This window comes from Cupriavidus sp. WGlv3 (genome assembly GCF_023952475.1).
Lineage (GTDB): Bacteria > Pseudomonadota > Gammaproteobacteria > Burkholderiales > Burkholderiaceae > Cupriavidus > Cupriavidus phytorum.
The window spans coordinates 393,359-417,932 of the sequence record NZ_JALHRX010000002.1 but is presented as its reverse complement, the minus strand read 5'-3'; the positions used below and the strand labels follow the sequence as shown (position 1 = coordinate 417,932).

21 protein-coding genes and 1 pseudogene are annotated in these 24,574 nt (G+C 68.7%); 2 read left to right on the top strand and 20 right to left on the bottom strand.

All coding sequences use genetic code 11. The annotated features are described in order from the left end of the window. Positions 1-15: 15 nt before the first annotated feature. From ahbB (MKD38_RS05305) to MKD38_RS05260, 10 genes and pseudogenes are all read right to left on the bottom strand, one after another. A complete protein-coding gene (ahbB, locus tag MKD38_RS05305) occupies positions 16-546 on the bottom strand; it encodes a siroheme decarboxylase subunit beta (protein WP_252675012.1) in 531 nt (176 codons plus the stop codon). After that, on the bottom strand, positions 546-1,046 hold the full coding sequence (locus MKD38_RS05300) for an Lrp/AsnC family transcriptional regulator (RefSeq protein ID WP_252675011.1): 501 nt from the start codon (positions 1,044-1,046) through the stop codon (positions 546-548). Before MKD38_RS05300 ends, ahbB (MKD38_RS05305) begins: the two co-directional genes overlap by 1 nt. Then, the gene (ahbB, locus tag MKD38_RS05295) at positions 1,043-2,032 is read right to left on the bottom strand and encodes a siroheme decarboxylase subunit beta (protein WP_252675009.1); all 990 of its coding nucleotides are present in this window, start codon (positions 2,030-2,032) and stop codon (positions 1,043-1,045) included. The genes MKD38_RS05300 and ahbB (MKD38_RS05295) overlap by 4 nt, the downstream gene beginning before the upstream one ends. 8 nt (positions 2,033-2,040) lie before the next feature. Continuing rightward, a complete protein-coding gene (locus tag MKD38_RS05290) occupies positions 2,041-3,216 on the bottom strand; it encodes a cytochrome D1 domain-containing protein (protein WP_252675005.1) in 1,176 nt (391 codons plus the stop codon). Then, positions 3,216-3,596 carry a c-type cytochrome gene (locus MKD38_RS05285; protein ID WP_252675003.1) on the bottom strand — a complete coding sequence of 127 codons (381 nt, stop codon included), beginning with the start codon at positions 3,594-3,596 and terminating at the stop codon, positions 3,216-3,218. The genes MKD38_RS05290 and MKD38_RS05285 overlap by 1 nt, the downstream gene beginning before the upstream one ends. Continuing rightward, on the bottom strand, positions 3,578-3,901 hold the full coding sequence (locus MKD38_RS05280) for a c-type cytochrome (protein WP_252675002.1): 324 nt from the start codon (positions 3,899-3,901) through the stop codon (positions 3,578-3,580). Before MKD38_RS05280 ends, MKD38_RS05285 begins: the two co-directional genes overlap by 19 nt. Positions 3,902-3,976: 75 nt before the next feature. Beyond that, positions 3,977-5,518, bottom strand: a pseudogene (locus MKD38_RS05275) (cytochrome D1 domain-containing protein); the annotation flags it as partial. A gap of 369 nt (positions 5,519-5,887) precedes the next feature. Next, positions 5,888-6,532: a 3-isopropylmalate dehydratase small subunit gene (gene leuD, locus MKD38_RS05270; RefSeq protein WP_252675000.1), complete on the bottom strand. Its 645-nt coding sequence runs from the start codon at positions 6,530-6,532 to the stop codon at positions 5,888-5,890. After that, entirely contained in the window at positions 6,525-7,943 is a 1,419-nt protein-coding gene (gene leuC / locus MKD38_RS05265) for a 3-isopropylmalate dehydratase large subunit (protein WP_252674998.1), read from the bottom strand. Before leuC ends, leuD begins: the two co-directional genes overlap by 8 nt. Positions 7,944-7,963: 20 nt before the next feature. Beyond that, the gene (locus MKD38_RS05260) at positions 7,964-8,926 is read right to left on the bottom strand and encodes a tripartite tricarboxylate transporter substrate binding protein (RefSeq protein ID WP_252674991.1); all 963 of its coding nucleotides are present in this window, start codon (positions 8,924-8,926) and stop codon (positions 7,964-7,966) included. 102 nt (positions 8,927-9,028) lie between these two features. On the opposite strand from MKD38_RS05260, the gene MKD38_RS05255 reads away from it, so the two are divergent. Beyond that, positions 9,029-9,958: a LysR family transcriptional regulator gene (locus MKD38_RS05255; RefSeq protein ID WP_252674989.1), complete on the top strand. Its 930-nt coding sequence runs from the start codon at positions 9,029-9,031 to the stop codon at positions 9,956-9,958. Between the two features lie 30 nt (positions 9,959-9,988). Here the strand turns inward: MKD38_RS05255 and mobB are convergent, their stop codons facing one another. From mobB to MKD38_RS05210, 9 genes are all read right to left on the bottom strand, one after another. Further along, positions 9,989-10,543 (bottom strand): molybdopterin-guanine dinucleotide biosynthesis protein B, encoded by a 555-nt coding sequence (gene mobB / locus MKD38_RS05250; protein ID WP_252674987.1) that lies wholly within the window; start codon positions 10,541-10,543, stop codon positions 9,989-9,991. A gap of 4 nt (positions 10,544-10,547) precedes the next feature. After that, the gene (locus tag MKD38_RS05245) at positions 10,548-11,255 is read right to left on the bottom strand and encodes a carbonic anhydrase (protein ID WP_252674985.1); all 708 of its coding nucleotides are present in this window, start codon (positions 11,253-11,255) and stop codon (positions 10,548-10,550) included. Positions 11,256-11,270: 15 nt separating this feature from the next. Continuing rightward, positions 11,271-12,023, bottom strand: coding sequence for a peptidylprolyl isomerase (locus tag MKD38_RS05240; RefSeq protein WP_252674983.1), 753 nt, complete (start codon positions 12,021-12,023; stop codon positions 11,271-11,273). Positions 12,024-12,049: 26 nt separating this feature from the next. Further along, the gene (gene narI, locus MKD38_RS05235; protein WP_252674982.1) at positions 12,050-12,733 is read right to left on the bottom strand and encodes a respiratory nitrate reductase subunit gamma; all 684 of its coding nucleotides are present in this window, start codon (positions 12,731-12,733) and stop codon (positions 12,050-12,052) included. Positions 12,734-12,902: 169 nt separating this feature from the next. Further along, positions 12,903-13,568: a nitrate reductase molybdenum cofactor assembly chaperone gene (gene narJ / locus MKD38_RS05230; protein WP_252674981.1), complete on the bottom strand. Its 666-nt coding sequence runs from the start codon at positions 13,566-13,568 to the stop codon at positions 12,903-12,905. 27 nt (positions 13,569-13,595) lie between these two features. Then, the gene (narH, locus tag MKD38_RS05225; RefSeq protein ID WP_252674980.1) at positions 13,596-15,146 is read right to left on the bottom strand and encodes a nitrate reductase subunit beta; all 1,551 of its coding nucleotides are present in this window, start codon (positions 15,144-15,146) and stop codon (positions 13,596-13,598) included. Beyond that, positions 15,143-18,883 (bottom strand): nitrate reductase subunit alpha, encoded by a 3,741-nt coding sequence (locus MKD38_RS05220; RefSeq protein WP_252674979.1) that lies wholly within the window; start codon positions 18,881-18,883, stop codon positions 15,143-15,145. Before MKD38_RS05220 ends, narH begins: the two co-directional genes overlap by 4 nt. A gap of 189 nt (positions 18,884-19,072) precedes the next feature. Next, entirely contained in the window at positions 19,073-20,458 is a 1,386-nt protein-coding gene (locus tag MKD38_RS05215) for a NarK family nitrate/nitrite MFS transporter (RefSeq protein WP_252674978.1), read from the bottom strand. A gap of 56 nt (positions 20,459-20,514) precedes the next feature. Next, complete coding sequence (locus tag MKD38_RS05210) at positions 20,515-21,795, bottom strand: MFS transporter (protein WP_252674977.1); 1,281 nt, start codon at positions 21,793-21,795, stop codon at positions 20,515-20,517. Between the two features lie 244 nt (positions 21,796-22,039). On the opposite strand from MKD38_RS05210, the gene MKD38_RS05205 reads away from it, so the two are divergent. Then, a complete protein-coding gene (locus tag MKD38_RS05205; RefSeq protein ID WP_252674976.1) occupies positions 22,040-23,269 on the top strand; it encodes an NnrS family protein in 1,230 nt (409 codons plus the stop codon). A gap of 30 nt (positions 23,270-23,299) precedes the next feature. On the opposite strand, the gene MKD38_RS05200 is transcribed toward MKD38_RS05205, so the two are convergent. Continuing rightward, positions 23,300-24,526 carry an MFS transporter gene (locus tag MKD38_RS05200; RefSeq protein ID WP_252674975.1) on the bottom strand — a complete coding sequence of 409 codons (1,227 nt, stop codon included), beginning with the start codon at positions 24,524-24,526 and terminating at the stop codon, positions 23,300-23,302. Positions 24,527-24,574: the final 48 nt, after the last annotated feature.

Here is a 24,574-nt window from a genome sequence, read left to right as displayed (position 1 = left end):
TTCCTATCGGGTTTCTCAGTCGAGGCTCGGGGCAGGGCTTGCGTGTGCGCCGGCTGGCGGCAGCCGCAGCCCGGTTTTCTTCAGCACGCGTGTGGACCACAGCACGTCGTGCGCGCGGCAGGCGTCGCCCAGCAGTGCCGCGATCGCGGCGACCTGGGGCGCGGCCTCTTCGCGCGAGCGGGCGTGGACCATCGCGAACAGGTTGTAGGGCCAGTGCGGCAAGCGGCGCGGACGCCGATAGCAATGGCTGACAAAGGGCAGGGCGCCGACGCACGCGCCCAGCGCATCGATGCGGGCGTCGTCGATGTCCCACACGGTCATGCCGTTGGCACGCCAGCCGAGCCGGTAGTGGTTGGGCACGGCGGCGATGCGGCGCAGCACGCCGCGCGCCTGCATCGCCGCCAGGCGTGCGATGACTTCCGCTTCGGTCAGGCCAAGTTCCGCCGCGACCGCGGCGTACGGCGCCGATACCAGCGGCAGGCCGGCCTGGGTGGCGCGGATCAGCGCCAGGTCAGTGGGATCGGCAGCGTCGGCAGCGTTTGGCATCAGGCGGGCAGATAGAGATTGACGAAGAACTCGCGTTCCTTGGGAAACGGCAACACCTCGATCCCGGCCGCCGCCGCGATGCGCGCGAGCGCCGGCGCGACCTGCTCCGGCCGCGCCACCGCCAGCACGAACCACAGGTTCAGGTGATGGGTGCGCGCGTAGTGGTGCGCGACTTCGGGGTGGGCGTTGATGGCGGCGATGACCGCTTCCATGCGCGCCGCCGGCGCATGGCAGGCGCACAGCACGAAGCGGCCGCCCGCGCGCTCGACCTGGTACAGCGGGCCGAAGCGCGTCAGCACGCCGGCGGCGAGCAGCGCGCGCAGCCGTTCCAGCAGCACGGCCTCCGTGATGCCGAGCGCCGCGGCGGCTTCGGCGTATGGGCGCGGCACCAGTGGCAGGCCGCGCTGCAGGGTGTTGATGATGCGGCGGTCGAGCGCATCGAGAGGTTCGGGACGATCGGTTGGATCGATGGCGTCGCAGGACGCGGCGGCGCCGTTCATGCCGGCACCTGGATGGCATAGCGCGTGCCGCGCTGCTTGTAGCAATGCGTGCCGACCAGCACCGAGCCCGGCACCTGCTCCAGGCCGGCGGCGGCGCGGACCTGCGCCAGCGCGGGTTGCAGTTCCTGTGCGCTGCGGGCATGGATCATCGCGAACAGGTTGTAGGGCCAGTCCGGCAGCCGGCGCTCGCGGCGGTAGCACAGCGTCACACGCGGCTGCCGCGCCAGCCGCAGGCCGATGGCGTCGACGCGGCCGTCGGCCACGTCCCACACGCACATGGCGTTGTGGCGGTAGCCGAAGCGCCCGTGGCGCAGCACCACTCCCAGGCGCCGGATCACGCCCTGCGCCGACCATTGCGCCAGCCGCTCGAGCACCTGCGGCACGCCCAGGCGCGCCTGCCGGGCCAGTGCATGGAACGGGCGCGGCGTCAGCGGCAGCCCGGCTTCAAGCGCCGCGACCAGGCGCCAGTCATCTTCGTCCAGCGCCACCGCTCGCGCCGGCGCTGCCAGCCCCGCGCGCCGGCGCGAGCGGACGCCGTGCTGGCGCGCCAGCGGAAAGCCCAGGTCGATGTGGTACTCGCGCGCCATCGGCAGGTCCAGCGGCGCCAGGCCGGTGAGGTCGCTGATCGACGCCAGCGTGGCATCGAGCGTGACGCGCTCGCGCGCGCCCGCGACAAACCACAGGTTGTACCGATGGCCGCTGCGCGCGTAGTTGTGGCTGACCGCCGCGCAGGCGCTGACGCGCGCCGCCACGCGGTCCAGCTGCGCCGGCGGCACCGACAAGGCGCCCAGTGTGCTGACGCCGATTACGTTGGGCGCGAACACGGCGCCGACGCGGCTGATGCGGCCGCTGCCGAGATCGCGCGCCAGCAGGGTCAGCAGCGCGTGCTCGCACAGTCCGGCTTTCGCGGCCAGCGCCTGGTAGGGCCGGGGCTGCAGCGGGAAGCCGCGCTGCAGCTGGTCGTAGAGGCTTTGCTCGTTCAACATGGCGTGCCCTACATGCCGAAGCGCTGCGCGCGCGCGGTGAAGAAGATGCCGCTGGGATTGTCGGCCGGCAGCGTGGCCACGCGTTCCAGGGTGGCGGTGTCGTAGACCTCGACGCGGTTGTCGTCGCGGCAGGACAGCCACAACGCCTCGCCCTTTGGCGTGAATTCCATGTGCAGCACGCCGCGACAGGGGCGCAGCGTGCGCACCACCTGGCGCGTAGCGGTGTCGATCACCTGCACGGTGTCGTTGTGCGGAAAGGCGAAATTGACCCACACCTGGCGCCCGTCGGGCCGCGCCATGGCGAACACCGGCTGGCCCGCCAGCGCCACGCGCGCCGCCTCGCGCCAGCCGTTGGCGGGGTCGGCGACCAGCACTTCATGACGGCCGATCGCCGGCAGCCACGCCATGCCCTGCGCCATGGCCCAGCCGCGCAGGTGCGGCATCTTGTAGACCGGCAGCGGCGCATTGCCGCGGCCATAGCCGGACAGGATGCGGCGCGCCTGCGGCGGCGCCTGCCACAGGTCGACCAGCGCCAGGCCGTCTTCGCCGAACAGGCCGGCCAGGTACCAGCGGCCGTCGGGCGTGACCAGCCCGTCGTAGGGCTCGCGCCCGGCGGGCAGGCGCGTTACCTGCGGCTGGCGTGGATCGCTGGCGTCGATGATCCAGATTTCGCCGGATTCGAACAGGCTCGCGGCAAAGCGCCGGCCGGGCAGGTCGGCCAGCCCGACCACCTTGGCGCGGCGCCCGTCGCTGCCGATCGCGGGCAGGTCTGCCAGCGGCGCCAGCGTCTGCGCGTCGAACAGCCGGATGCCGCCCGGCGCATAGTTCTGCGCGGCGACCACGCGGCCGTCCTGCGAGATGGCGCCGCCGATGCTGTTGCCGGCCTGCAGCACGCGGTGGGTAATGCGCGCGCCAAGCAGGTCCACGCGCGTCAGGCCGCCGTCGCGGCCGAACACATAGGCGTAGCGCGCATCGCGCGAGAACACCACGCTGGCATGGGACAGGTCGCCCAGCCCTTCGACCGTGGCCAGCCGTGTCATGCCGGTGGTCTCGACGATCTGCAGCCGGCCCGCGGCGCGCTCCACCACCACGCCGAGGTCGCCGGTGCCGCGCATGGTGCCGGCGCAACCGGCGCCGAGCACGGCGACGAGCGCAGCGCATGCCGCCGCGGCCACGCCGCGCATCAGTTGCCTTGCGGCGTGACGGCCGGCGGCTGGCCGGCCTGGAGTCGATCGATCAGCCATCGGGCTTCATCCTGCGTCATGAAAGGTTGCCACGGCGGCATCGCCGTGCCGGGCCGGCCGTACAACACGGTGGCCACTAGGCCGTCAGGCGGCTTGCCTGCCAGGCTGGCGGGCGTCAGCGGCGGACCCAGCCCGCCGCGCAGGGTCATGCCGTGGCAGGCGCCGCAGTCATCGCGCAGCCAGTGCGCCAGTTGCGCCTGCCGCGCCGGCGCGGGTTGGGGCGGCTGTGCCGCGGCGAGCGCGCTGGCGCAGGCTGTGGCGATCAGCATCGCGACCGCGGCGCGGCGCCGCGCAATGCGATTCAGAGGGAAAGGATCCATTTGGCCAGCGTGTTGGCGTCTGCCGCGCTGACGGCGTTGGCCGGCATCGGCACCGGGCCCCAGCGGCCGCTGCTGCCCTTCAGGATGGACTGGACCATCTGCGCCTGCGCGTCCTTCCTGCCGGTGTACTTGCCCTTGATGTCCTGGAAGGCGGGGCCGGCCATCTTCTTGTCGATGGCATGGCACGCCAGGCAGGCCTTGCTCGACGCCAGGGCCTGGCTGGCGTGGGCCGGCATGGTGGCGCCGAATGCCAGCAGGCAGCCGAACGCTGCCAGCAGCGCAGGCAGCGCGGGTTGTGTTCGCATGATGGTTTTCTCCATGGAGGGAATGCGGGGACGTCGGCGGCCCTCGCCGCGCTTGGGCGCAGCGAGGGCGCGGGCTCAGTAGACGTCGTGCTGCGTGTTGTAGGCGTTGAACTTGCCGGTCGGCGTGATCAGGCGCTTGTCCTTGATCACGGTCTTGAGCGTACGGGTCTTGTCGTCGACCACCACCAGCGCGGATTCACCATCCTTGGTGCCCCACACCGAGAACCAGACCTCGTCGCCGGCCTTGTTGTATTCGGCCTGCACCACGCGCTTGGCGCCGCTGCCCTTCAGGTCGGCCCACTCGGCGATCGGCAGCACCTTGAAGCCGGCCTCGAGATTGCGCGTGTCGAATACCGCGACCGACTGGTTGAGCTTGGCATCCGGGTTCAGCGGCGTATCGACCCACAGGTTGGACGACTTGGGATGGGTCTTGATGAAGAGCGAACCACCGCCCTGGCCCTTGACCGTCTGCACCACCTTCCACGCCTGCGCGGGGTGGCCGGCGGGGTCGGTGCCGATCAGGCTGATGGTCTCGTCGCCCAGGTGGCTGGTGGCCCAGACCGGGCCAAACTGGGGATGCGTGAAGTTGGCGCCGCGGCCCGGATGCGGGGTCTTGCCCACGTTGACCAGCGCAGCCAGCTTGTCTTCCTTGGTGTCGACCACGGCGATTTTGTCCGAGGCGTTGGCGGCCACCAGGAAGTAGCGCCCGGTCGAATCGAAGCCGCCGTCATGCAGGAACTTGGCCGAGTCGATGGTGGTGGTCTTCAGGTTGGCCAGGTCCGAATAGTTGACCATCAGGATCTTGCCGGTCTCCTTGGCGTTGATCACGAACTCCGGATGGAAGTGGCTGGCCACGATCGACGCCACGCGCGGCTCGGGGTGGTATTCGTTGTCCACGGTCATGCCGCGCGTGGATACCACCTTGAGTGGCTTGAGCGTGTCGCCCTCCATGATCACGTACTGCGGCGGCCAGTACGAGCCGGCCACCGCGTACTTGTCTTCGTAGCCCTTGTACTTGGAGGTCTCGACCGAGCGTGCCTCCATGCCGATCTTCACCTCGGCGACGATATCGGGCTTGGGCAGCCACAGGTCGATCAGGTCCAGCCGCGCGTCGCGGCCGATCACGTACAGGTAGCGCCCGGACGCCGACATCCGCGAGATATGCACCGCATAGCCGGTCTTGACGATGTTGATGATCTGCTTGCTGTCGCCGTCGATCAGCGCGACCTCGCCGGCGTCGCGCAGCGTGACCGAGAACAGGTTGTCCAGGTTGTACTGGTTCATCTTCTGCGTCGGGCGCTTGGCCACCGGCACGATGTCCTTGCGGCTTTTCTCGATATCGGCGAGCGAGAACTCGGGCGGCGTCGGCGGGTCGAGCTGGATGTAGCGCGCCATCAGGTCGACTTCCTTGTCGGTGAGGTCGCCCGAGGTACCCCAGTTTGGCATGCCGGCGGGGCTGCCGTACTTGATGAAGGTCTTCAGGTATTCGGTGCCGCGCGCGCGGGTGATGTCCGGCGTCAGCGCCTTGCCGGTGGCACCCTTGCGCAGCACGCCGTGGCAGCCGGCGCAGCGTTCGAAGTAGATCTGCCGCGCGTGGTCGAATTCAGCAGTGGTCAGGGTGGGGATGGCCGCCTTCTGTTCAGCCTTGTGTTCAGCCTTCTGGGCGGTCTTGGCGTCGGCCTTGGTGGCAGCGTGAGGCAGGCCAAGCCAGAGCGAGAGTGGCAATGCCGCGATTGCCGGATACAGCCAGTTTTTTGCTTTCATGGGGTGCCGTGGATCAGCGGTGGGAAAGCGATTGCGCGGTGCGCAGGCTGGTGTTTGCCTGGACCTGTCGTCATGTGGCGATCATGCGCACACACTGCCGACATGGGATTGACTGGCATCAAACGAAGCGGGGAGGTTGGGAACGAAATGCGGAAGGTGGTGACCTTCGTTCCCGGCGGGCAGCGTGTCGCCGTGGCGGCGACACGCTCGAGGCGGTGTGGCTCAGGTGCGGCCGAGTCGTGCGCGCGTGCGCGCGGCCACGTTCTGGGTCCACGGAAACGCGGACCAGTACTGCGCCATGAACTGCTCGATCTCGCCGTGCTGACGCAGCGACAGGCCGATCATGTCGAGCCCTTCGGTAAACATGCGGCGATGGCGCGCCGACAGTTCGAAGGCATCATCGCCCGCAGGCGTGCGCACGCGCATGGCGTCGAGATCGATGCTGACGGTGTTGCGGCTGTCCGCGTCCACCGCGTCCATCAATGCCTCGATGACTTGGCGCGGCAGCATCACCAGCAGCAGCCGGTTGTTCATCGCATTGGAATAGAAGATCTCGCCGAAGCTCGGCGCGATCACGGCGCGGATGCCGAACTGCTGCAAGCCCCAGACGGCATGCTCGCGGCTGGAGCCGCAGCCGAAGTTGGCGCCGCCCACCAGGATGCTGGTGCCGGCATATTCGGGCCGGTTCAGCACGAAGTCCGCGCGCGGGGCGCCGCTGGCGTCGAAGCGATGGTCATGCAGGATGCCCTGCGCCAGCCCGGACTTGTCGATGCCGCGCAGGAACTGCTTGGGAATGATCTGATCGGTATCGAGGTTCTCGAAGCGGATCGCGGCCGCCTTGCCGGCGATGCAGTTGGTTTCAGGCATGGGAAATCTCCAGCTGGCGCACGTCGGTGATGGCGCCGGTCACGGCTGCGGCAGCCGCCATGGCCGGGCTCATCAGGTGGGTGATGGCGCCGCGTCCCTGGCGGCCCTCGAAGTTGCGGTTGGTGGTGGAGGCGCAGCGCACGCCGTCGCCGAGCACGTCGTCGTTCATGGCCAGGCACATCGAGCAGCCCGGTTGCCGCCATTCGAAGCCGGCCTCGATCAGGATGCCGGCCAGCCCTTCGCGTTCGGCCTGGGCCCTGACCGCACCCGAGCCGGGCACCACCATGGCCCTGACTCCCGCGGCCACCTTGCGGCCACGCACCACCTGCGCTACCGCGCGCAGGTCTTCGATACGGCCGTTGGTGCACGAGCCGATGAAGACATGCTGGATCGCGGTGCCGGCCAGCGCCGCGCCCGGCTGCAGGCGCGTGTACGCCAGCGCCCGCTCGACCGAGCGCTGCCCGGCCTCGTCGATCTGGTCTTCGGCAAACGGGATCGTGCCGGAGACCGGCAGCACCTGGTCCGGGCTGGTGCCCCAGGTCACGTACGGCTCGACCTCGCCGGCATCGAAGGCAAACTCCAGGTCGAACGCCGCGTCGGCGTCGCTGTGCAGCGTGGCCCAGTAGGCAAGCGCGGCGTCGCGCTGCGGGCCCGCGATGTCCGGCGCGCGCCGCAGCACGTAGTCGGTCGCCGCCGCGTCCGGTGCGATCAGCGCGCCGCGTGCCGCCGCCTCGACCGTCATGTTGCACAGCGTGAAGCGGGCCTCGACACTCAGCGCGCGAATCGCCGTGCCGCAGAACTCCACCACATAGCCGCGTGCGCCTTGCGCGCCGATCGCGCCGATGATCTTCAGGATCAGGTCCTTGGCGGTGGTGCCGGCGGGCAGCGTGCCGTCGACACGGATGCGCATGGTGCGCGCCATGCGGTAGACCAGCGTCTGCGTGGCCAGCACGTGCTCGACCTCGGAGGTGCCGATGCCGAAGCCCAGCGCGCCCAGCGCGCCGTAGGTGGTGGTGTGGCTGTCGCCGCAGATCACCACCATGCCGGGACGGATCATGCCGTGCTCGGGGCCGACCACGTGCTCGATGCCCTGCAGCGCATCGTCGGTGTCGAACAGCGGGATGCCATGGCGCGCGCAGTTGGCGTGCAGGTTGGTGGCCTGCAGCGCCGAGGCCGGGTCCGCGATCACGCGGATCGCGCCGGGATGGGTGGGGATGATATGGCTGACCACCGCAACGTTCTGGCCTGGCACCATCACGCCGCGCTGCTGTTCGTGCAGCCCGGCGAAGGCTTGCGGGCTGGTGTACTCGTTCATCAGGTGCAGATCGCAGTACAGCAGCACGTTGTCGTCGTCGATCGTGGCGACGGTGTGCGCGTCGACCAGCTTCTGGTATAGCGTCTTGGGGGGCATGGGACCTGCCTTGTCAGGGGTTATTCGGCGGTGATGCCGCGCTGCTTGATCAGCCTGGCCCACACCGGCATTTCCTTTTCCAGGCGCTGGCGTGCCGCTTCGGGCGTGGTCGGCGTGGGCTCGAAGCCTTCCCTGACCATGCGCTCGCGCGTTGCGGGCGATGCCAGTGCGGTGTTGAGGGCGGCGTTGAGCTTGTCGATCACGGGCAGCGGCGTGCCGGCCGGGGCGAACACCATGAACCAGGTCTCGAAGGCATAGCCGGGCAGGCCCGCCTCGGCCGCGGTCGGCACGTTCGGCAGCTGCGCCGAGCGCCGCGGGCCGGTGACGGCGAGCGCCTTGAGCTTGCCGCCCTGCACATGCTGCTGGGCCGCGGAGATGACCGGGAAGCTCATGTCGACCTGGCCTGCGATGGTGTCGACCAGCGCGGGGCCGCCGCCGCGATACGGCACGTGGACGATGGCGACGTTCGCCACCGACTTGAACAGTTCGGCCGACATATGGAAGGTGCTGCCGTTGCCGGCGGAGCCGTAGGTCAGCTTGCCGGGCGCGGCCTTGGCCGCCGCGATCAGCTCCTGCAGGTTGGTGGCAGACACGTTGTTGTTGACCACCAGCACATGCTGCGAACTGGCCACCATGCCGATCGGCGCGAGGTCCTTGAGGGTGTCGTACGGCATGCGCGGGAACAGGCCCGGGTTGATCGCCAGCGACACGGTCTGCAGGCCGATGGTGTAGCCGTCGGCGGCGGCCTTGGCGACGGCGTCGACGCCGATATTGCCGCCGGCGCCGGCGCGGTTTTCGACCACGATGGTGCCGCCCAGGCTTTTGGCCCATGCCTCCGAGACCAGCCGCGCGGCGATGTCGGCGCTGCCGCCCGGGGCGTAGGGCACGACCAGGCGCACCGGGCGCTGGGGATAGTTCTGCGCCGCGGCGGTGCCGATCGACGCGGCGCACAGCAGCAAGGCGGTGAGGCGGGCTACTTTCATGGTGTCTCCTGTGGCGATGACTTGTTATGGAAGTCATCGTATCATTCACCTGGAGGCACATAATTCAAACTCGGTTACTTCTTTATTTCCTTTGATTCACCAATGGACCAGCTCTCCGATGTCGCGTTCTTTGCCTGTATCAACCAGCACGGCAGCCTCGCCGGCGCGGCGCAGCAGCTGGGCGTGACGCCGCCCGCGGTCAGCAAGCGCCTGGCCGCGCTCGAAGCGCGGCTGCGCGTGCGCCTGCTGCACCGGACCACACGCCGCATCAGCCTGACGCCGGAAGGCGAAAGCTACCTGGTGGAAGGCGCGCGCATCCTGGCCGAGATGGAAGCGCTGGAACGCGCCCTCGCGGGCACCGGCAGCACCCCGCACGGCTTGCTGAAGATCGGCGCCACGCTGGGATTCGGGCGCCGGCATATCGCGCCCGCGCTGGCCCGGTTTGCGCGCCGCTACCCGAACATCGAGGTCCAGCTGTACCTGAGCGACCGGCCCCTGAACCTGGTCGAGCAGGGCCTCGACGCCATGATCCACTTCGGCGAGATGCCGGACGTGCGGCTGAGCGCGCGCCTGCTCGCCAACAACCGCCGGCTGCTGTGTGCGGCGCCGTCGTACCTGGCGGCGCATGGCGAGCCGTCAAGCCCGCGTGAACTGGCGCGGCACAACTGCATCTTCATCCGCGAGGCCGACGAGACCTTTGGCACCTGGCATCTGCGTTACGGTGCGCAGCAGGAGACCGTCAAGGTGCGCGGCACCATGAGTACCAATGACGGGGAGTCGGCGCTGGCGTGGGCGCTCGACGGCCAGGGACTGATCGTGCGCTCGGAGTGGGACGCGGCGGAGCACCTGCGCAGCGGTGCGCTGCGCCGGGTGTTGCCGCAGTGGCAGTTCGCGCCGGCGGACATCCACCTGGTGTTCCCGGCCCGCAATCTTCGTCCGGACAAAGTGCGGGCGCTGGTGGATTTCCTGCTGGAGCACTTTGCCGGCCATCGCGCCGCGGGTGGCGGCAACAACGGCGCCAGCGCCTGGTAGGCCGCGGCCGGCTTCAGGCGGCTTCAGGCACTACAGCGCCAGTTCCGGGGCACGGGCAGCGCCGGCGCCCGCGCCCGGGATGGCGGCGGCCTGGTCGCGCAGGGCCAGGATAAAGCCGCCGACCTGCGCGATATCGTCCAGCGCTATGCATGGCAGCACGGTGTCCATGCGCGTGTCGGTGGCCAGCGCGATGATCGACGGATCGGCCGGATAGTAGGGCGCGCGCCCGTGCGCGGGCCGGTAGACCTCGATGCGCGGGATCGCCTCGCGGCGGAAGCCTTCGACCAGCGTGATGTCGGCCGGGCGCAGGCGCGCCACCTGTTCGGCCAGCGTCGGCTCGGCCTCGTCGGCCAGTTCGCGCACGATGGCGTAGCGATAGGGCGAGGCCACCATCACCTCGGCCGCGCCGGCAGCGCGAAAGCGCGCGCTGTCCTTGCCCGGCGGCTCGAGCTCGAGCGGGTGGTGGCTGTGCTTGACCACGTTGACGGTCAGGCCCTGGGCGCGGAACCACGGCAGCAGCGCCGTGATCAGCGTGGTCTTGCCGCTGCCGGACGTGCCGGTGATGCCAAGGATGAAGGGATGCATGGGGTCAGCGTTCGCAGGGTTCGCAGGTTTCTGATTGGGCGGGCAGCGGGCACACCAGCGGCAGGAAGCTGTCGGCGCGCTGCGAATAGGCCAGCAGCGCGCCGGCCTGGAGATCGAAATACCAGCCGTGCAGCGTCAGCGAGCCGGCTTCCAGCGCACGCCGCACGAAGGGAAAGGTCTGCAGGTTGCGCAGCGACACCAGGATCGCCGCCTGCTCGCAGGCGCGCTGGCGCTGCGCGGCGCTGGCCCCGGCCAGGGTTTCCTCCACCTGCCGCCGCGCCGGCGCCGCGATGCGGACCCAGGCACCGAGGTAGTCGGGATCCTGGCCTTCGTCGGGCGCATGGTCGCCGGCGTCGGCCGGCTGCGCCAGCAGTGCGCGGATGCCGCCGCAGCCGCCGTGGCCCATCACGATGATGCGGGCCACGCGCAGCTGCTGCACCGCGAACTGGATCGCCGCGGATACGCCGTGCAGGCTACCCTCGTGGCGGCCGGTGCAGGGCGGCACCAGGTTGCCGATATTGCGCACGGTAAACAGCTCGCCCGGATCGCAGCCGAGCAGCAGGCCGGGGTCGACGCGCGAGTCGCTGCAGCCGATCAGCAGCGTCGGCGGACGCTGGCCGGTGCGCAGGGTGTCGAACAGCCCGGGCTCGTCGTCGAAATAGCGTTGCTGGAAGCGTTCGAAGCCCTTGAGCAGATGTTCGATGTGATGCACGGCCGCCTCCGCTCGCTACTGCACCAGCGGGCTGTCGGCGCCCTCGAGCTCGATGCCTTCGATGCGCGCGCGGCCGATCAGCAGGCTGGCGTACTGCTTCCAGGCGCGGTCGCGCGCGGCGGCGCCGAGGGCGCGCGCAATCTCGCCGCGCACCGCCTCGAACGGCAGGCGCGTGCCCGGGCAACGTTCGAGGATGCGCACGATATGCAGGCCAAAACGGGTCTGCACCAGTTGCGGCAGCACGCCGTCGTGCTGGGCCGTGAACAGGGCGCGCTCGAACTCCGGCGCGGTCTCGCCGCGGAACACGCGGCCCAGCCGGCCGCCGTTGGCGCCGCTGGGGCAGTTGGACAGTGCGCTGGCATGATGCGCAAAGCTCGCGGGATCGCCGCGCACCAGTGCCAGCGTCTGCGCCGCGATCTCGCGCAGCGCGTCCAGCGGCACACGGGGCGTGACCTGGAACAGGATATGGTCGGCTTCCACCCATTCGCCTTCGCGGAAGCGCTCGGGGTGGCTGTCGTAGTGGCGGCGGCAGCTGGCTTCGTCGGCTTCGGGCGTGGCCGCCTCGCGCGCCAGCAGCGCCTGCGCCAGCGCGTCGTCGTCCATGGCTTCGGCGTCCAGGCCGATGCGCGCGGCTTCGGCCCGCATCAGCAGGCGCAGGATTGCCGAGATGGTGGCCAGCCGCGCCGGGTTGGCGGCGTCGTGATGGTGGTCGAGTTCGCGTTCGATATCGGCGTCGCGCAGTTCCACGCCGTTGACGGTGACAGGCATCGGGTTCTCCTTTTGCGTTGGGGCGCTCAGCGGCTGCGCACCAGCTGCCACGCGCGGCCGAGGTAGCCGAGCGAGGCAAAGCCGCTCCACACATGCACCAGCCGCGTGAACGGGAAGATCACGAACAGGGTCATGCCCATGAACAGGTGCGCCTTGAACAGCAACGGCGCGTCGGCGATAAAGCCCGCGGCGTCCCCGCGCAGCGTGACGATGTGCTGCGCCCAGTTCATCAGCTGCACCATCATGTGGCCGTCCATATGGCTGGCCGATTCGAAGATGGTGGACAGGCCCAGCAGCAGCGTCACCAGCAGCCACAGCAGCAGCACCTTGTCGCCGGTGCGGGTCACCGCGGACACGCGGGTATTGGTCAGGCGGCGGTGCAGCAGGATCAGCAGGCCGGCCAGGCACATGGTGCCCATCACGCCGCCGGCGGCCATCGCCACCCCCTGCTTGAAGCCGTGCGAGACGCCCAGCGCGTCCCACACCGCCACCGGGGTCAGCAGGCCCACCAGGTGCCCGAAGAACAGGCCGAGGATGCCGACATGGAACAGGATGTTGCCGGTGCGCAGGTTGCCGCGGTACAGCACTTGCGAGCTGTCGCTCTTCCAGGTGTATTGCTCGCGCTCGAAGCGGGCCAGGCTGCCGAACAGGAAAATGGCAAGCGCGATGTACGGGTAGATGCCGAAGAGGAATTGGTGGAGGGTTGCCATGGTGTTAGCTCTTCAAGAGGATTTGGGCTGCCTTGGCGGCCGTCTGTGCCGACTGTGTTCAGGGTGAGGGGTGGTTTAAGCACTGGCGCTTGGTGGAAGCTCCTGCCCTCTCCCCCGCCCCTCTCCCGCAAGCCGGAGAGGGAGAAAGCCGGCGGTTGGCGATGGCATGTCAGCAGGTCGCGGGCACCGGCGCGGTGCCGCGCGGATAGAACTTCACCGCCTGCGGCCCGGTTTGCGGGCCCAGCAGCGGCTCCACGCCATCGGCGCCCGGGCCGAAGGTTTCCAGCGCCTCGTCCATGTCCCGCACCGGCGGCTCCTGCTGCGGTTGCGGCTGCACGTCGGTGAGCGTGCGCAGCACCGCGAACACGCTGGCGTAGGGACTCTGGTTGCGCGCGAGCCGGTCGCCGATCGCGGCCAGCACGTGGATGGCTTCGCCCAGCAGCTGTTCGGCGCGCGCCTCGTTGCCGTCGGCCGCGAGCGCGCCGAGGAACTCCAGGAACAGCGGCACGTAGTCGGGCAACTCGGATGCCGCGGGCTCGAAGCCTTCGCGCCGGTACTCGTCGATCAGGTCGACCATGGCCTGGCCGCGGTCGCGGCTTTCGCCGTGGACGTGCTCGAACAGGTGCAGCGAGTGCGCCGGGTTGCGGTCGAAGGTGGCGACATAGTTTTCCTGCAGCGTGATCAGCGTCTCGCTGCGCAGCATGTCGGTCACTGGCGCCAGCAGCTGGCGCGCCTGCGGCCATTCGCCCAGCGCGGCGTCAATCTCGGGCAGCGCGTCGAGCAGTTCCTGCTCGGGATAGCCGAGCAGCGCGCTGAGGATGGGATAGAGGGGCATGTGGTTCTCCGGTTCGTTCGCTGGCGCTCAGCTCATCACGGCCTTCTTGCGCGACCTGGGCATGTCGACGAAATGCACGCTGCCCTGCGGCTTCTTGCCGAACAGCGCGCCCTCCGAAGTGCCGCCAGAGCAGCCGTTGCCGAAGGTGAAGCCGCAGCTGGCCTTGTCGTTGAAGCTGTCCTCGACCATTTCCTTGTGCGACGACGGGATCACGAAGCGGTCCTCGTAGTTGGCGATGGCCATGGTCTTGTACATGTCCTCGACCTGCGCCGGCGTCAGGCCCACTTGCTTGAGCACATCGAGGTCCTGCACGCCGTCGACCACCTGCGAGCGCTTGTAGGCACGCATCGCCAGCATCCGGTCCAGCGCCGACAGCACCGGCATCACGTCGCCCGCGGTCAGCAGGTTGGCCAGGTACTTGACCGGGATGCGCAGGCTCTTGACGTCGGGGATGATGCCGTTCATGCCCATGTGGCCGGCCTCGGCCGCCGACTGGATCGGCGACAGCGGCGGGACGTACCAGACCATCGGCAGCGTGCGGTATTCCGGGTGCAGCGGGAAGGCGATCTTCCACTCGCACGCCATCTTGTAGACCGGCGACTTGCGCGCGGCCTCGAGCCAGCCTTGCGGAATGCCCTGGTGCAGCGCCTCGGCCTGGACCTTGGGATTATGCGGGTCGAGGAAGACGTCGAGCTGCGCCTGGTACAGGTCGCGCTCGTCGGCCACCGACGCGGCCTGCTCGATACGGTCGGCGTCGTACAGCATGACGCCGAGGTAGCGGATGCGGCCGACGCAGGTCTCGGAGCAGACCGTGGGCTGTCCGGCCTCGATGCGCGGATAGCAGAACAGGCATTTCTCGGCCTTGCCGCTCTGCCAGTTGAAATAGATCTTCTTGTACGGGCAGCCCGAGATGCACATGCGCCAGCCGCGGCACTTGTCCTGGTCGACCAGCACGATGCCGTCGTCCTCGCGCTTGTAGATCGAGCCCGACGGGCACGAGGCCACGCACGCCGGGTTCAGGCAGTGCTCGCACAGGCGCGGCAGGTACATCATGAAGGTGTTCTCGAAGGTCGAGTACATCTCCTTCTGCACGTCGTCGAACAGCTTGTCGCGGCCGCGCGAGCTGAACTCGCCGCCGAGGTCGTCCTCCCAGTTCGGGCCCCACTCGATCTTTTCCATCTTGCGGCCGGTCAGCACCGAGACCGGGCGCGCAGTGGGCGGGGTCTGCGACAGCGGCGCCTTCTGCAGGTGCTCGTAGTCGTAGGTGAAGGGCTCGTAGTACTCGTCGATCGCCGGCAGGTTGGGATTGGCGAACAGGTTCGCCAGGATCTTCAGCTTGCCGCCCTGGCGCGGCTCGAGCGTGCCGTCGGGGTTGCGCTTCCAGCCGCCCTGCCACTTGTCCTGGTTTTCCCATTCCTTGGGATAGCCGATGCCGGGCTTGGTCTCGACGTTGTTGAACCACGCGTACTCGACGCCGTCGCGGCTGGTCCAGACATTCTTGCAGGTCACGGAGCAGGTATGGCAGCCGATGCACTTGTCGAGGTTCAGCACCATGGCCACCTGGGCACGGATCTTCATTGCGAGGCTCCTTCCTTCTCAGTCTTTTCCACGAGCGGCCCTTCGAGCCAGTCGACCTTCTTCATCTTGCGCAGGATCACGAACTCATCGCGGTTGCTGCCCACGGTGCCGTAGTAGTTGAAGCCATAGGCCAGCTGCGCGTAGCCGCCGATCATGTGCGTGGGCTTGGTCACCGCGCGCGTGACCGAGTTATGGATGCCGCCGCGCATGCCGCTGGTCTCGGCGCCGGGCACGTTCACGATCTTTTCCTGGGCGTGGTACATCAGGCACATGCCCTTGGGTACGCGCTGCGACACCACCACGCGCGCGGTCAGCGTGCCGTTGACGTTGAACACTTCGACCCAGTCGTTGTCGCGGATGCCGTTGGCCTTGGCCTCGGCTTCCGAGATCCATACGTGCGGGCCGCCGCGCGACAGCGTCAGCATGCGCAGGTTGTCGGAGTAGGTGGAGTGGATGCCCCACTTTTGGTGCGGCGTGATCCAGTTCAGCACCAGCTCCGGGTTGCCGTTTGGCTTCTTGCCCAGCATCGGCGCGACGGTTTTGGTGTCGATGGCCGGCTTGTACACGCACGCGCCTTCGCCGAAGTCCAGCATCCAGCGGTGGTCCTGCCAGAACTGCTGGCGGCCGGTCAGCGTGCGCCAGGGGATCAGCTCGTGCACGTTGGTGTAGCCGGCGTTGTAGCTGACCTCTTCCGATTCCAGCCCCGACCACGTCGGCGCGGAGATGATCTTGCGCGGCTGCGCCTGCACGTCGCGGAAGCGGATCTTGTCGTGCTCGCGCCCCTCGGCCAGGTGGGTGTGGTCGCGGCCGGTGATCTTCGACAGCGCTTCCCAGGCCTTGACGGCGACGTGGCCGTTGGTTTCGGGGGCGAAGGTCAGGATCATCTCGGCGGCGTCGATCGCGGTCTCCAGCTTCGGGCGGCCCTGGCTCACGCCGGGTTCCGTCACCGTATGGCTCAGCTCGCCGATTTCCTTCACCTCATGCTGGGTGTTCCAGTTGATGCCCTTGCCGCCATTGCCGAGCTTGTCGAGCAGCGGGCCGATCGAGGTGAATTTCTTGTAGATATCCGCGTAGTTGCGCTCGACCACCATCATCGACGGCGCGGTCTTGCCCGGGATCAGGTCGCACTCGCCGGCCTTCCAGTCCTTCGGCTCGAACGGCTGGCCCAGCTCGCCCGGGGTGTCGTGCAGCAGCGGCGTGCACACCAGGTCCTTGCGCGTGCCCAGGTACGGGCCGGCGATCTCGCTGAACTTCTTGGCGATGGTCTTGTAGATCTCCCAGTCGGTCTTGCTTTCCCACAGCGGCTGCACGGCTTCGGACAGCGGGTGGATGAAGGGATGCATGTCGGACGTGTTGAGGTCGTCCTTCTCGTACCAGGTTGCCGTCGGCAGCACGATGTCGCCGTACAGGCAGGTGGTGCTCATGCGGAAGTCCAGCACGGTCAGCAGGTCGAGCTTGCCTTCGGCGGCCGGGCGCACGTTGACTTCGCTCGGCGTGATCGCGTCGTTCTCGTCGCCGAACACGGCGTTCTGCGTGCCGAGCAGGTACTTCAGGAAATACTCATGCCCCTTGCCCGAGCTGCCCAGGATGTTGGAGCGCCACACGAACATATTGCGCGGGAAGTTGGCCGGGTTGTCGGGATCGTCGCAGGCAAAATGCAGCGCGCCCGACTTCAGTTGCTCGACGGTATAGGCGACCGGGTCCTTGCCGGCCTGCTCGGCCGCATCGACCACGTCGAGCGGATTGGCGCCGAGCTGCGGCGCCGAGGGCAGCCAGCCCATGCGCTCGGACTTTGCGTTCAGATCCAGCAGCGACATGCCGTCGTAGCGCTTGCGGTCGGCGGTCGGCGACAGGATTTCGTCGACGCCCAGCTTTTCGTGGCGCCACTGGCTGGTGTGGTTGTAGAAGAACGAGGTGCCGTTCATCTGGCGCGGCGGGCGCGACCAGTCCAGGCCGAATGCCAGCGGGGCCCAGCCGAACTGCGGGCGCAGCTTTTCCTGGCCGACGTAGTGGGCCCAGCCGCCGCCGCTCTTGCCGATGCAGCCGCACATCATCAGCAGGTTGATGATGCCGCGGTAGATCATGTCGTTGTGGTACCAGTGGTTCAGCGCGGCACCGACGATCACCATGCTCTTGCCTTGCGTGCGGTCGGCGTTGTCGGCGAACTCGCGCGCCACCTGGGTCACCAGGCGCGCCGGCACCGAGGTGTGCTTCTCCTGCCAGGCGGGGGTGTAGGGCACGTCGTCTTCATACGACGCCGCCACGTTGGGGCCGCCGAGGCCCTGGTCGACACCGTAGTTGGCCATCTGCAGGTCATAGACGGTCGCCACCAGCGCGCTGCTGCCGTCGGCCAGCGTGATGCGGCGCGCCGGCACGCGGCGGCGCAGCAGCTCGTCGTGTTCGCCACCGAAGTAGGGGAAGCCGACCTCGACCACTTCGTCGCCGTGGCCGAGCAGCGACAGGCGCGGCTCGACCGCGCGGCCGCTGCCGCCGTCCTTCAGTTCCAGGTTCCAGCGGCCGACCTTCGCGCCGCCGTTGTGCGCGGCCTCGCCCCAGCGGAAACCGATCGAGCCATTGGGCGCGACGATCTCGCCGGTGGCGTCGTCGACCAGCAGCGTCTTCCATTCCGGATGGTTGGCTTCGCCGAGGTTGTCGGCCAGGTGCGAGGCGCGCAGGAAGTGGTCGGGCACCAGCGTGTCGCCATGCTCGCGCAGCAAGACCAGCATGGGCATGTCGGTGTACTGCTTTACATAGTCGCGGAAGTAGGCGGACTTGCCGCTGGCGTGGAATTCCTTCAGCACCACATGGCCCATCGCCATCGCCAGCGCGGCATCGGTGCCCTGCTTCGGCGCCAGCCAGATATCGCCGAACTTGACCATCTCGCCGAAGTCGGACGAGACCGCGACGGTCTTGGTGCCCTTGTAGCGGACTTCGGTGTAGAAGTGGGCGTCGGGCGTGCGCGTCTGCGGCACGTTGGAGCCCCATACCATCAGGTAAGTGGAGTTGTACCAGTCGGCCGATTCGGGCACGTCGGTCTGTTCGCCCCAGACCTGCGGGCTGGCCGGCGGCAGGTCGCAGTACCAGTCGTAGAACGACAGGCAGGCGCCGCCGAGCAGGCTCAGATAGCGCGCGCCGGCGGCGTACGACACCATCGACATCGCCGGGATCGGCGAGAAGCCGATCACGCGGTCCGGGCCGAACTTCTTCACGGTGAAGGCGTTGGCCGCGGCAATCATCTCGGTGGCGGTGTTCCAGTCGGCGCGCACGAAGCCGCCCTGGCCGCGCACGCTCTTGTAGCGCGCCGCCTTCTTCGGGTCCTGGCTGATCGATTCCCAGGCGGCGATCGGGTCCATGGTCTTGCGGGCCTCGCGCCACATCTCCATCAGCCGGCCGCGGATCATCGGGTACTTGACGCGCTGCGCGGAGTAGACGTACCAGCTGTACGAGGCGCCGCGCGGGCAGCCGCGCGGCTCATGGTTGGGCAGGTCCGGGCGCGTGCGTGGGTAGTCGGTCTGCTGCGTTTCCCAGGTGATCAGGCCATTCTTGACGTAGACCTTCCAGGAGCACGAACCGGTGCAGTTCACGCCGTGGGTGGAGCGCACGATCTTGTCGTGCTGCCAGCGGCTGCGGTAGCCGTCTTCCCACTTGCGGTCTTCGTTCACCACCGCGCCGTGGCCGTCCGCATAGGTGGACTTGACGCGCGACATGAACTTCAGTCGATCCAGGAAATGACTCATTTGCTTGTTCTCCGCGAGGCTATTCTGCGGGGCTCCGACGGTTGCCCGGGAGCATTTGCAGGGACACCTCGAGCTTATGGGGGAGCGGGGCGGCGGCCAATTCGCTGGTGGAACAGCCGCCGGATGGCGATCGGGGGAGGTGGCCGGCGCGGGCCTAGTTCCGAAGAACTAGTCCGGCCGGCAAGGCGTTCAGCAGGGCATGGGGGCGTTGCGGCGCGCGTAGTACCACCACGTCACCAGCACGCAGCTGAGGTAGAAGGCGATAAAGCAATACAGCGCGGCGTCGGGGGCACCGGTCAGCTCGAGCGAGGTGCCGAAGCTCTTGGGGATAAAGAAGCCGCCGTAGGCGCCGATCGCGCCGGAGAAGCCCAGCACCGCGGCGGATTCCTTGCCGGCATCCTGCAGCGCCTGGCGTTGCGCGGCGTCGCCCTGGCCCTTGGCGGCGCGCTGGCGCTCGGTCAGGAAGATCACCGGGATCATGCGGAAGGTCGAGCCGTTGCCGATGCCGGTCAGCGCGAACAGCGCGATGAAGGCCGCGAGGAACCAGGTGAAGTTGCCGCCGGCGCCGTCGTGCGGCAGCGCCGCCAGCACCGCGAACACCGCCGCGATCATGCCGACGAAGGTCCACAGCGTGACGCGCGCGCCGCCGAGCTTGTCAGAGATCCAGCCGCCCACGGGACGCGTCAGCGCACCGACCAGCGGACCCAGGAAGGCGTAGGCGGTGGGGTTCACGCCCGGGAACTGCGACTTGGTCAGCAGCGCCAGCCCGGCCGAGAAGCCGATGAACGAGCCAAAGGTGCCGACATACAGCCAGCACATCAGCCAGTTGTGCTTGCGCTTGAAGATCACGGCCTGTTCGGCGAACGAGGCCTTGGCATCGGCGATGTCATGCATGCCGAACCACGCCGCCAGCGCCGACACCACGATGAACGGCACCCAGATGAATCCGGCGTTCTGCAGCCAAAGGTTCTGCGTGGCGCCATCGGCCTGGTATTGCTGCGGCTCGCCGCCGAGCGCGCCGAACACCGCCAGCGACACCACCAGCGGGGTGATGAACTGCACCACCGACACGCCCAGGTTGCCGATGCCGGCATTCAGCCCGGTGGCCAGTCCCTTCTTCGCCTTGGGAAAGAAGAAGCTGATATTGGCCATCGACGAACTGAAGTTGGCGCCGCCCAGCCCGCACAGCAGCGCCAGCACCAGCAGCGTGGGATAGCCGGTGGACGGGTCGCGCAGCGCGAAGCCCATGCCCAGCGCCGGGATCAGCAGCAGCGCGGTGGAAATCGCGGTGAAGCGGCGCCCGCCGAATACCGGCACCAGGAACGAATAGAAGATGCGCAGCGTGGCGCCCGACAGCGCGGGCAGCGCGGTCAGCCAGAACAGCTGGTTCTTGGTGAACTGGAAGCCGGCGCGGTCGAGGTTGACCGCGACCACGCTCCACAGCATCCAGACCACGAAGGCCAGCATCAGCGCCGGGATCGAGATCCACAGGTTGCGGTAGGCGATGCGCTCGCCCTCGCTTTGCCAGAACGCCGCGTTCTCGGGCTCCCAGCGGGTCAGTACGGATGAGGTCATGATCAGTGTGCCTTGATGAAGAATGCGCGGAGGCGCGCGGGTGGGTCAGTGCCGCATCAGGCCGGCTGGGTCAGGCCGACGGCCTGGGCCTTGCGCTGGCGTTCGGCGCGGTGGCTGTAGTGCATCCACACCAGGCTCACGCACACCGTGCCGTACATCAGCATGAAGCAGCTGCTGCGGATGCCGGTCAGGTCGGCCAGCATGCCGAACAGGATCGGCAGCACGAAGCCGCCCAGTCCGCCGGCCAGGCCGACCACGCCGGAAACCGCGCCGATGTTGTGGGTGAAGTCGTTGGAGATGAACTTGAACACCGAGGCCTTGCCGATGGCGAAGGCGATGCCGACCACGAACAGCAGGATGGTGAAGAGCGTGGGCGTCAGCGCGATGCGGAAGCCCTGCGGGCCGCTGGTGGTCTGGACGATGAAATCGGTCTGCGGATAGCTCAGCAGGAAGAAGCCGACCCAGCTCACCCACATCACCCACCAGGTGGTGCGATGTGCACCGTAGCGGTCCGAGATCCAGCCGCCGATCGCGCGCAGCACGCCGCCCGGCAGCGAGAAGCAGGCGGCCAGGAAGGCGGCGGTCTTGATGTCGAAGCCGTATTCGCCGATGTAGTACTTGGTCATCCACAGCGACAGGCCGACATAGCCGCCGAACACCACCGAGTAGTACTGCGAGTAGCGCCACACGCGCGGATCGCGCATCACCGCCAGCTGCTCGCGCCAGCCGACGCCGGACTTGACCATGTGCGCGGGATCGCTGCGCGAAAACACCCAGAACAGCAGCGCGGTGGCCAGCATCGCCACCGAATACACGCGCGGCACGACGGTCCAGGTGCCGGCCGCCAGGATCAGCGCCGGCGCGACGAACTTGGTCAGCGCCGCGCCCGAGTTGCCGGCGCCGAAGATGCCCATCGCCAGCCCCTGGCGCGAGCGCGGGAACCAGCGCGCCACGTAGGGCGTGCCCACCGAGAACGAACCGCCCGCCAGGCCGACGAACAGGCCCAGCACCAGCAGCTGCCACAGCGTGGTTGCGTACGAGATCAGCCAGATCGGGATCACGGTGGCCAGCATCAGCACGAAGAACACGATGCGGCCGCCGAAGCGGTCGGTCCACAGCCCCAGCGGCACGCGGATCAGCGAGCCGCTCAGCACCGGGGTGGCGGCGAGCAGGCCGAATTCGGTGTCGTTCAGGCCGAGCTGTTGCTTGAGTGGGATGCCGAGGACCGCGAACAGCATCCACACGGCAAAACAGATGGTGAAGGCAAAAGTACTGGACGCCAGTGTTATTGCGGCGCCGGGCGGGATCGGCTCCGGCGCGCGGGGTTGGGTGGCCATGGCCATGCTCCTGTGTCAACTTTGGCGGGGGTGATGCCAGAGTAGGGGCGGGCGTTGGTGCTGCCTATTCGCCGGCAGCACAGCGCGCGGGCGGGCGCTGACTGCCTTTGGAAGTAGTTCTACCGGGGGAGGTCGCCGGCGCGGTGGCGGTGCTATCGTGGCGACGACTTGCGGCGCAGTGCGTGGTGCCGCCGCGGCCAACGCCGCGCCGCACCCGCTCCGCATCCTCCTTGCCCTTCCTGACATGGACACCATCCCCATTCTTCCCGCGCGGCGCACGCCGCCCTCCGGCAAGGCCCCGCCGCCGGGCCCGCCGCCACGTGGCTTTGCCCTGTTTGCGCTGGGCTTCCGGCCGTTCTATCTGGGCGGCGCGGTGTTTGCCGCGCTGGCGATTGCGGCCTGGTCGGCAATGCTGGCGGGCATGCAATCGGTCGGTCCGGCACCAGTGCTGCCCGGGATGTTCTGGCATGCGCACGAGATGGTGTTCGGCTTTGCCGCGGCGATCGTGGTGGGTTTCCTGTTCACGGCGGGACGTGCCTGGACCGGGCAACCCACGCCGACCGGCGCGGCGCTGGCCGTGCTGTTCGGGCTGTGGCTGGCCGGACGCGTGGGCCTGTGGGTGGCGCCGGGCACCTTGGCCTTCGCCGTCGAAGCCGCGTTCCTGCCGCTGGCGGCGCTGGCCTTCACGCGCACGCTGGTGCGCGGCGGCAATCGCCGCAACTATCCGCTGGCGCTCGCGCTCTGGCTGCTGGCGCTGGCCGATATCGCCAGCCTGTGGCTGCAGGCGCGCGGCCATGACGCCGGTGCGATGCTGGCCTGCCGTGCCGGCGTGGCGCTGGTGACGCTGTTCGTGGTGGTGATCGGCGGGCGCGTGATTCCGATGTTCACCACCAATGCGATTCCCGGCTTCCGCTTGCGCCAGTACCGGCAGGTGGATCGGCTGGTGATTCCGACTGCGGTGCTCGGGCTGGCGGCCGGGCTGCTGCCCGTGCCCGCATGGCTGACGGCGGCGCTGTCATTGCTGGCGGCGCTGGTGCTGGGCGCGCGCGTGTCGGGGTGGCGCGGTTACGCGGTCGGCAACCGGCCGATCCTGTGGGTGCTGCACCTCGCCTACGCGTGGCTGCCGCTGGCGCTGCTGCTGCAGGCGCTCGGTGCGCTGGGCCTGGTGATGGCCGGGCTGGCGACGCACGCATTCACGGTGGGTGTACTCGGCGTGGCGATCATCGCCATGATCACCCGCACCGCGCTGGGCCACACCGGTCGCATGCTGGTGGCCGGCCGCGCCGAGACCGCGGCGTACTGGCTGGTGGCCGCGGCGGCGGTGTTGCGCGTGTTCGGGCCGATGGTCTGGCCGGCCGGCTACCTGCATTGGATATGGGGCGCGGGGGCGTGCTGGGTGGCCGGCTTCGGGCTCTATGCGCTGACGTATGCGCCACGGCTGGCGCGTCCGCGCGTGGACGGCAAGCCGGGCTGAATCGCAGGCGCAAGAAAGCCGCGCGGGCGCTCAGGGGCAGGCCTGCGCCATCGGCGCGCGGGCGCGCGCGCCTTGTTCCATCTTCACGCTCAGCCACGCCACCGCCAGCGCCGCCATCGGCGCCAGTGCCGCAACCCAGGGCAACGCCGTCAGCCCCGCGCCGTGATCGACCACCACCCCGCCCATCCACGCGCCCAGGCCGTTGCCCAGGTTGAACGCGGCGATATTGAAGCTCGAGGCCAGGTTCTCGCCGGCGCCGTGGGCGTGGCGCAGCACGCGCAACTGCAGCGGCGACACCGTGGCAAAGGCCGCGACGCCGAGGATGCCGACGAAGGCCACCACCAGCACCTGGCTGTGGATGGCCAGCGTCATCGCCGCCAGCACCAGCGTCAGCGCTGCCAGCGTGGCCAGCACCGCGCGCGTCGGGGCGCGGTCGGCAAAGCGGCCGCCCAGCACGTTGCCGACGATCATGCCGGCACCGAACAGCAGCAGGATCGGCGATACCGCCGCCTCGCCAAAACCGGACACGCGCGTCAGCAGCGGCTGCACGTAGGTGATCACGGCGAAGATGCCCATCGACTGCAGTACCGTCATCAACAGCCCCAGCAGCACCTGCGGGCGGCCGATGGTGGCCAGTTCGTCGCGCAGCGCGACGCGTGCCCCGTGGTCCTGGCTCTTCTGCACCAGCAGCGCGATCACCGCCAGCGACAGCAGCCCGACCAGAGTCATGGCCCAGAAGGTCGAGCGCCAGCCCAGGTGCAGGCCCAGCCAGGCGCCGGCGGGCATGCCCAGCAGCGTGGCCAGGGTCAGGCCCGAGAACATCACGGAAATCGCCGAGGCACGGCGGTCTTCCGGCACCAGCCCGGTCGCGACCACGGCGCCGACGCCGAAGAAGGTGCCATGCGTGAGCGAGGTCAGCACGCGCGCGATCATCAGCGTGATGTAGTCGGGCGCCAGTGCGCAGGCGGCGTTGCCCACGGTATAGATCACCATCAGCGCCAGCAGCACCGCCTTGCGCGGCATGCGGCGCGTCAGCAGCGTCAGCACCGGCGCGCCGGCGAACACGCCCAGCGCGTAGCCGGACACCAGCATGCCGGCGGCGGCGATGGTTACCTGCAGGTCAGCGGCGACCTGCAGCAGCAGGCCCATGATCACGAATTCGGCGCAGCCGATGCCGAAGGAACCGGCCGTGAGCGCGTACAACGCCGTCGGCAGCCGGGTCCGGGCGGGAGCGGCGAGGGTGGAGGAGGAAGGCATGGTCGGAAAGGGGCGCAAGGGAGGACGAAGCGCGCAGTCTGGCCCTTT

Excerpts from the sequence above, each read along its gene's own strand:
- ahbB (WP_252675012.1), bottom strand. The coding sequence starts at position 546 with ATGCCAAACGCTGCCGACGCTGCCGATCCCACTGACCTGGCGCTGATC.
- MKD38_RS05300 (WP_252675011.1), bottom strand. The coding sequence starts at position 1,046 with ATGAACGGCGCCGCCGCGTCCTGCGACGCCATCGATCCAACCGATCGT.
- ahbB (WP_252675009.1), bottom strand. The coding sequence starts at position 2,032 with ATGTTGAACGAGCAAAGCCTCTACGACCAGCTGCAGCGCGGCTTCCCG.
- MKD38_RS05290 (WP_252675005.1), bottom strand. The coding sequence starts at position 3,216 with ATGCGCGGCGTGGCCGCGGCGGCATGCGCTGCGCTCGTCGCCGTGCTC.
- MKD38_RS05285 (WP_252675003.1), bottom strand. The coding sequence starts at position 3,596 with ATGGATCCTTTCCCTCTGAATCGCATTGCGCGGCGCCGCGCCGCGGTC.
- MKD38_RS05280 (WP_252675002.1), bottom strand. The coding sequence starts at position 3,901 with ATGCGAACACAACCCGCGCTGCCTGCGCTGCTGGCAGCGTTCGGCTGC.
- leuD (WP_252675000.1), bottom strand. The coding sequence starts at position 6,532 with ATGCCTGAAACCAACTGCATCGCCGGCAAGGCGGCCGCGATCCGCTTC.
- leuC (WP_252674998.1), bottom strand. The coding sequence starts at position 7,943 with ATGCCCCCCAAGACGCTATACCAGAAGCTGGTCGACGCGCACACCGTC.
- MKD38_RS05260 (WP_252674991.1), bottom strand. The coding sequence starts at position 8,926 with ATGAAAGTAGCCCGCCTCACCGCCTTGCTGCTGTGCGCCGCGTCGATC.
- MKD38_RS05255 (WP_252674989.1), top strand. The coding sequence starts at position 9,029 with ATGGACCAGCTCTCCGATGTCGCGTTCTTTGCCTGTATCAACCAGCAC.
- mobB (WP_252674987.1), bottom strand. The coding sequence starts at position 10,543 with ATGCATCCCTTCATCCTTGGCATCACCGGCACGTCCGGCAGCGGCAAG.
- MKD38_RS05240 (WP_252674983.1), bottom strand. The coding sequence starts at position 12,023 with ATGCCTGTCACCGTCAACGGCGTGGAACTGCGCGACGCCGATATCGAA.
- narI (WP_252674982.1), bottom strand. The coding sequence starts at position 12,733 with ATGGCAACCCTCCACCAATTCCTCTTCGGCATCTACCCGTACATCGCG.
- narJ (WP_252674981.1), bottom strand. The coding sequence starts at position 13,568 with ATGCCCCTCTATCCCATCCTCAGCGCGCTGCTCGGCTATCCCGAGCAG.
- narH (WP_252674980.1), bottom strand. The coding sequence starts at position 15,146 with ATGAAGATCCGTGCCCAGGTGGCCATGGTGCTGAACCTCGACAAGTGC.
- MKD38_RS05220 (WP_252674979.1), bottom strand. The coding sequence starts at position 18,883 with ATGAGTCATTTCCTGGATCGACTGAAGTTCATGTCGCGCGTCAAGTCC.
- MKD38_RS05215 (WP_252674978.1), bottom strand. The coding sequence starts at position 20,458 with ATGACCTCATCCGTACTGACCCGCTGGGAGCCCGAGAACGCGGCGTTC.
- MKD38_RS05210 (WP_252674977.1), bottom strand. The coding sequence starts at position 21,795 with ATGGCCACCCAACCCCGCGCGCCGGAGCCGATCCCGCCCGGCGCCGCA.
- MKD38_RS05205 (WP_252674976.1), top strand. The coding sequence starts at position 22,040 with ATGGACACCATCCCCATTCTTCCCGCGCGGCGCACGCCGCCCTCCGGC.
- MKD38_RS05200 (WP_252674975.1), bottom strand. The coding sequence starts at position 24,526 with ATGCCTTCCTCCTCCACCCTCGCCGCTCCCGCCCGGACCCGGCTGCCG.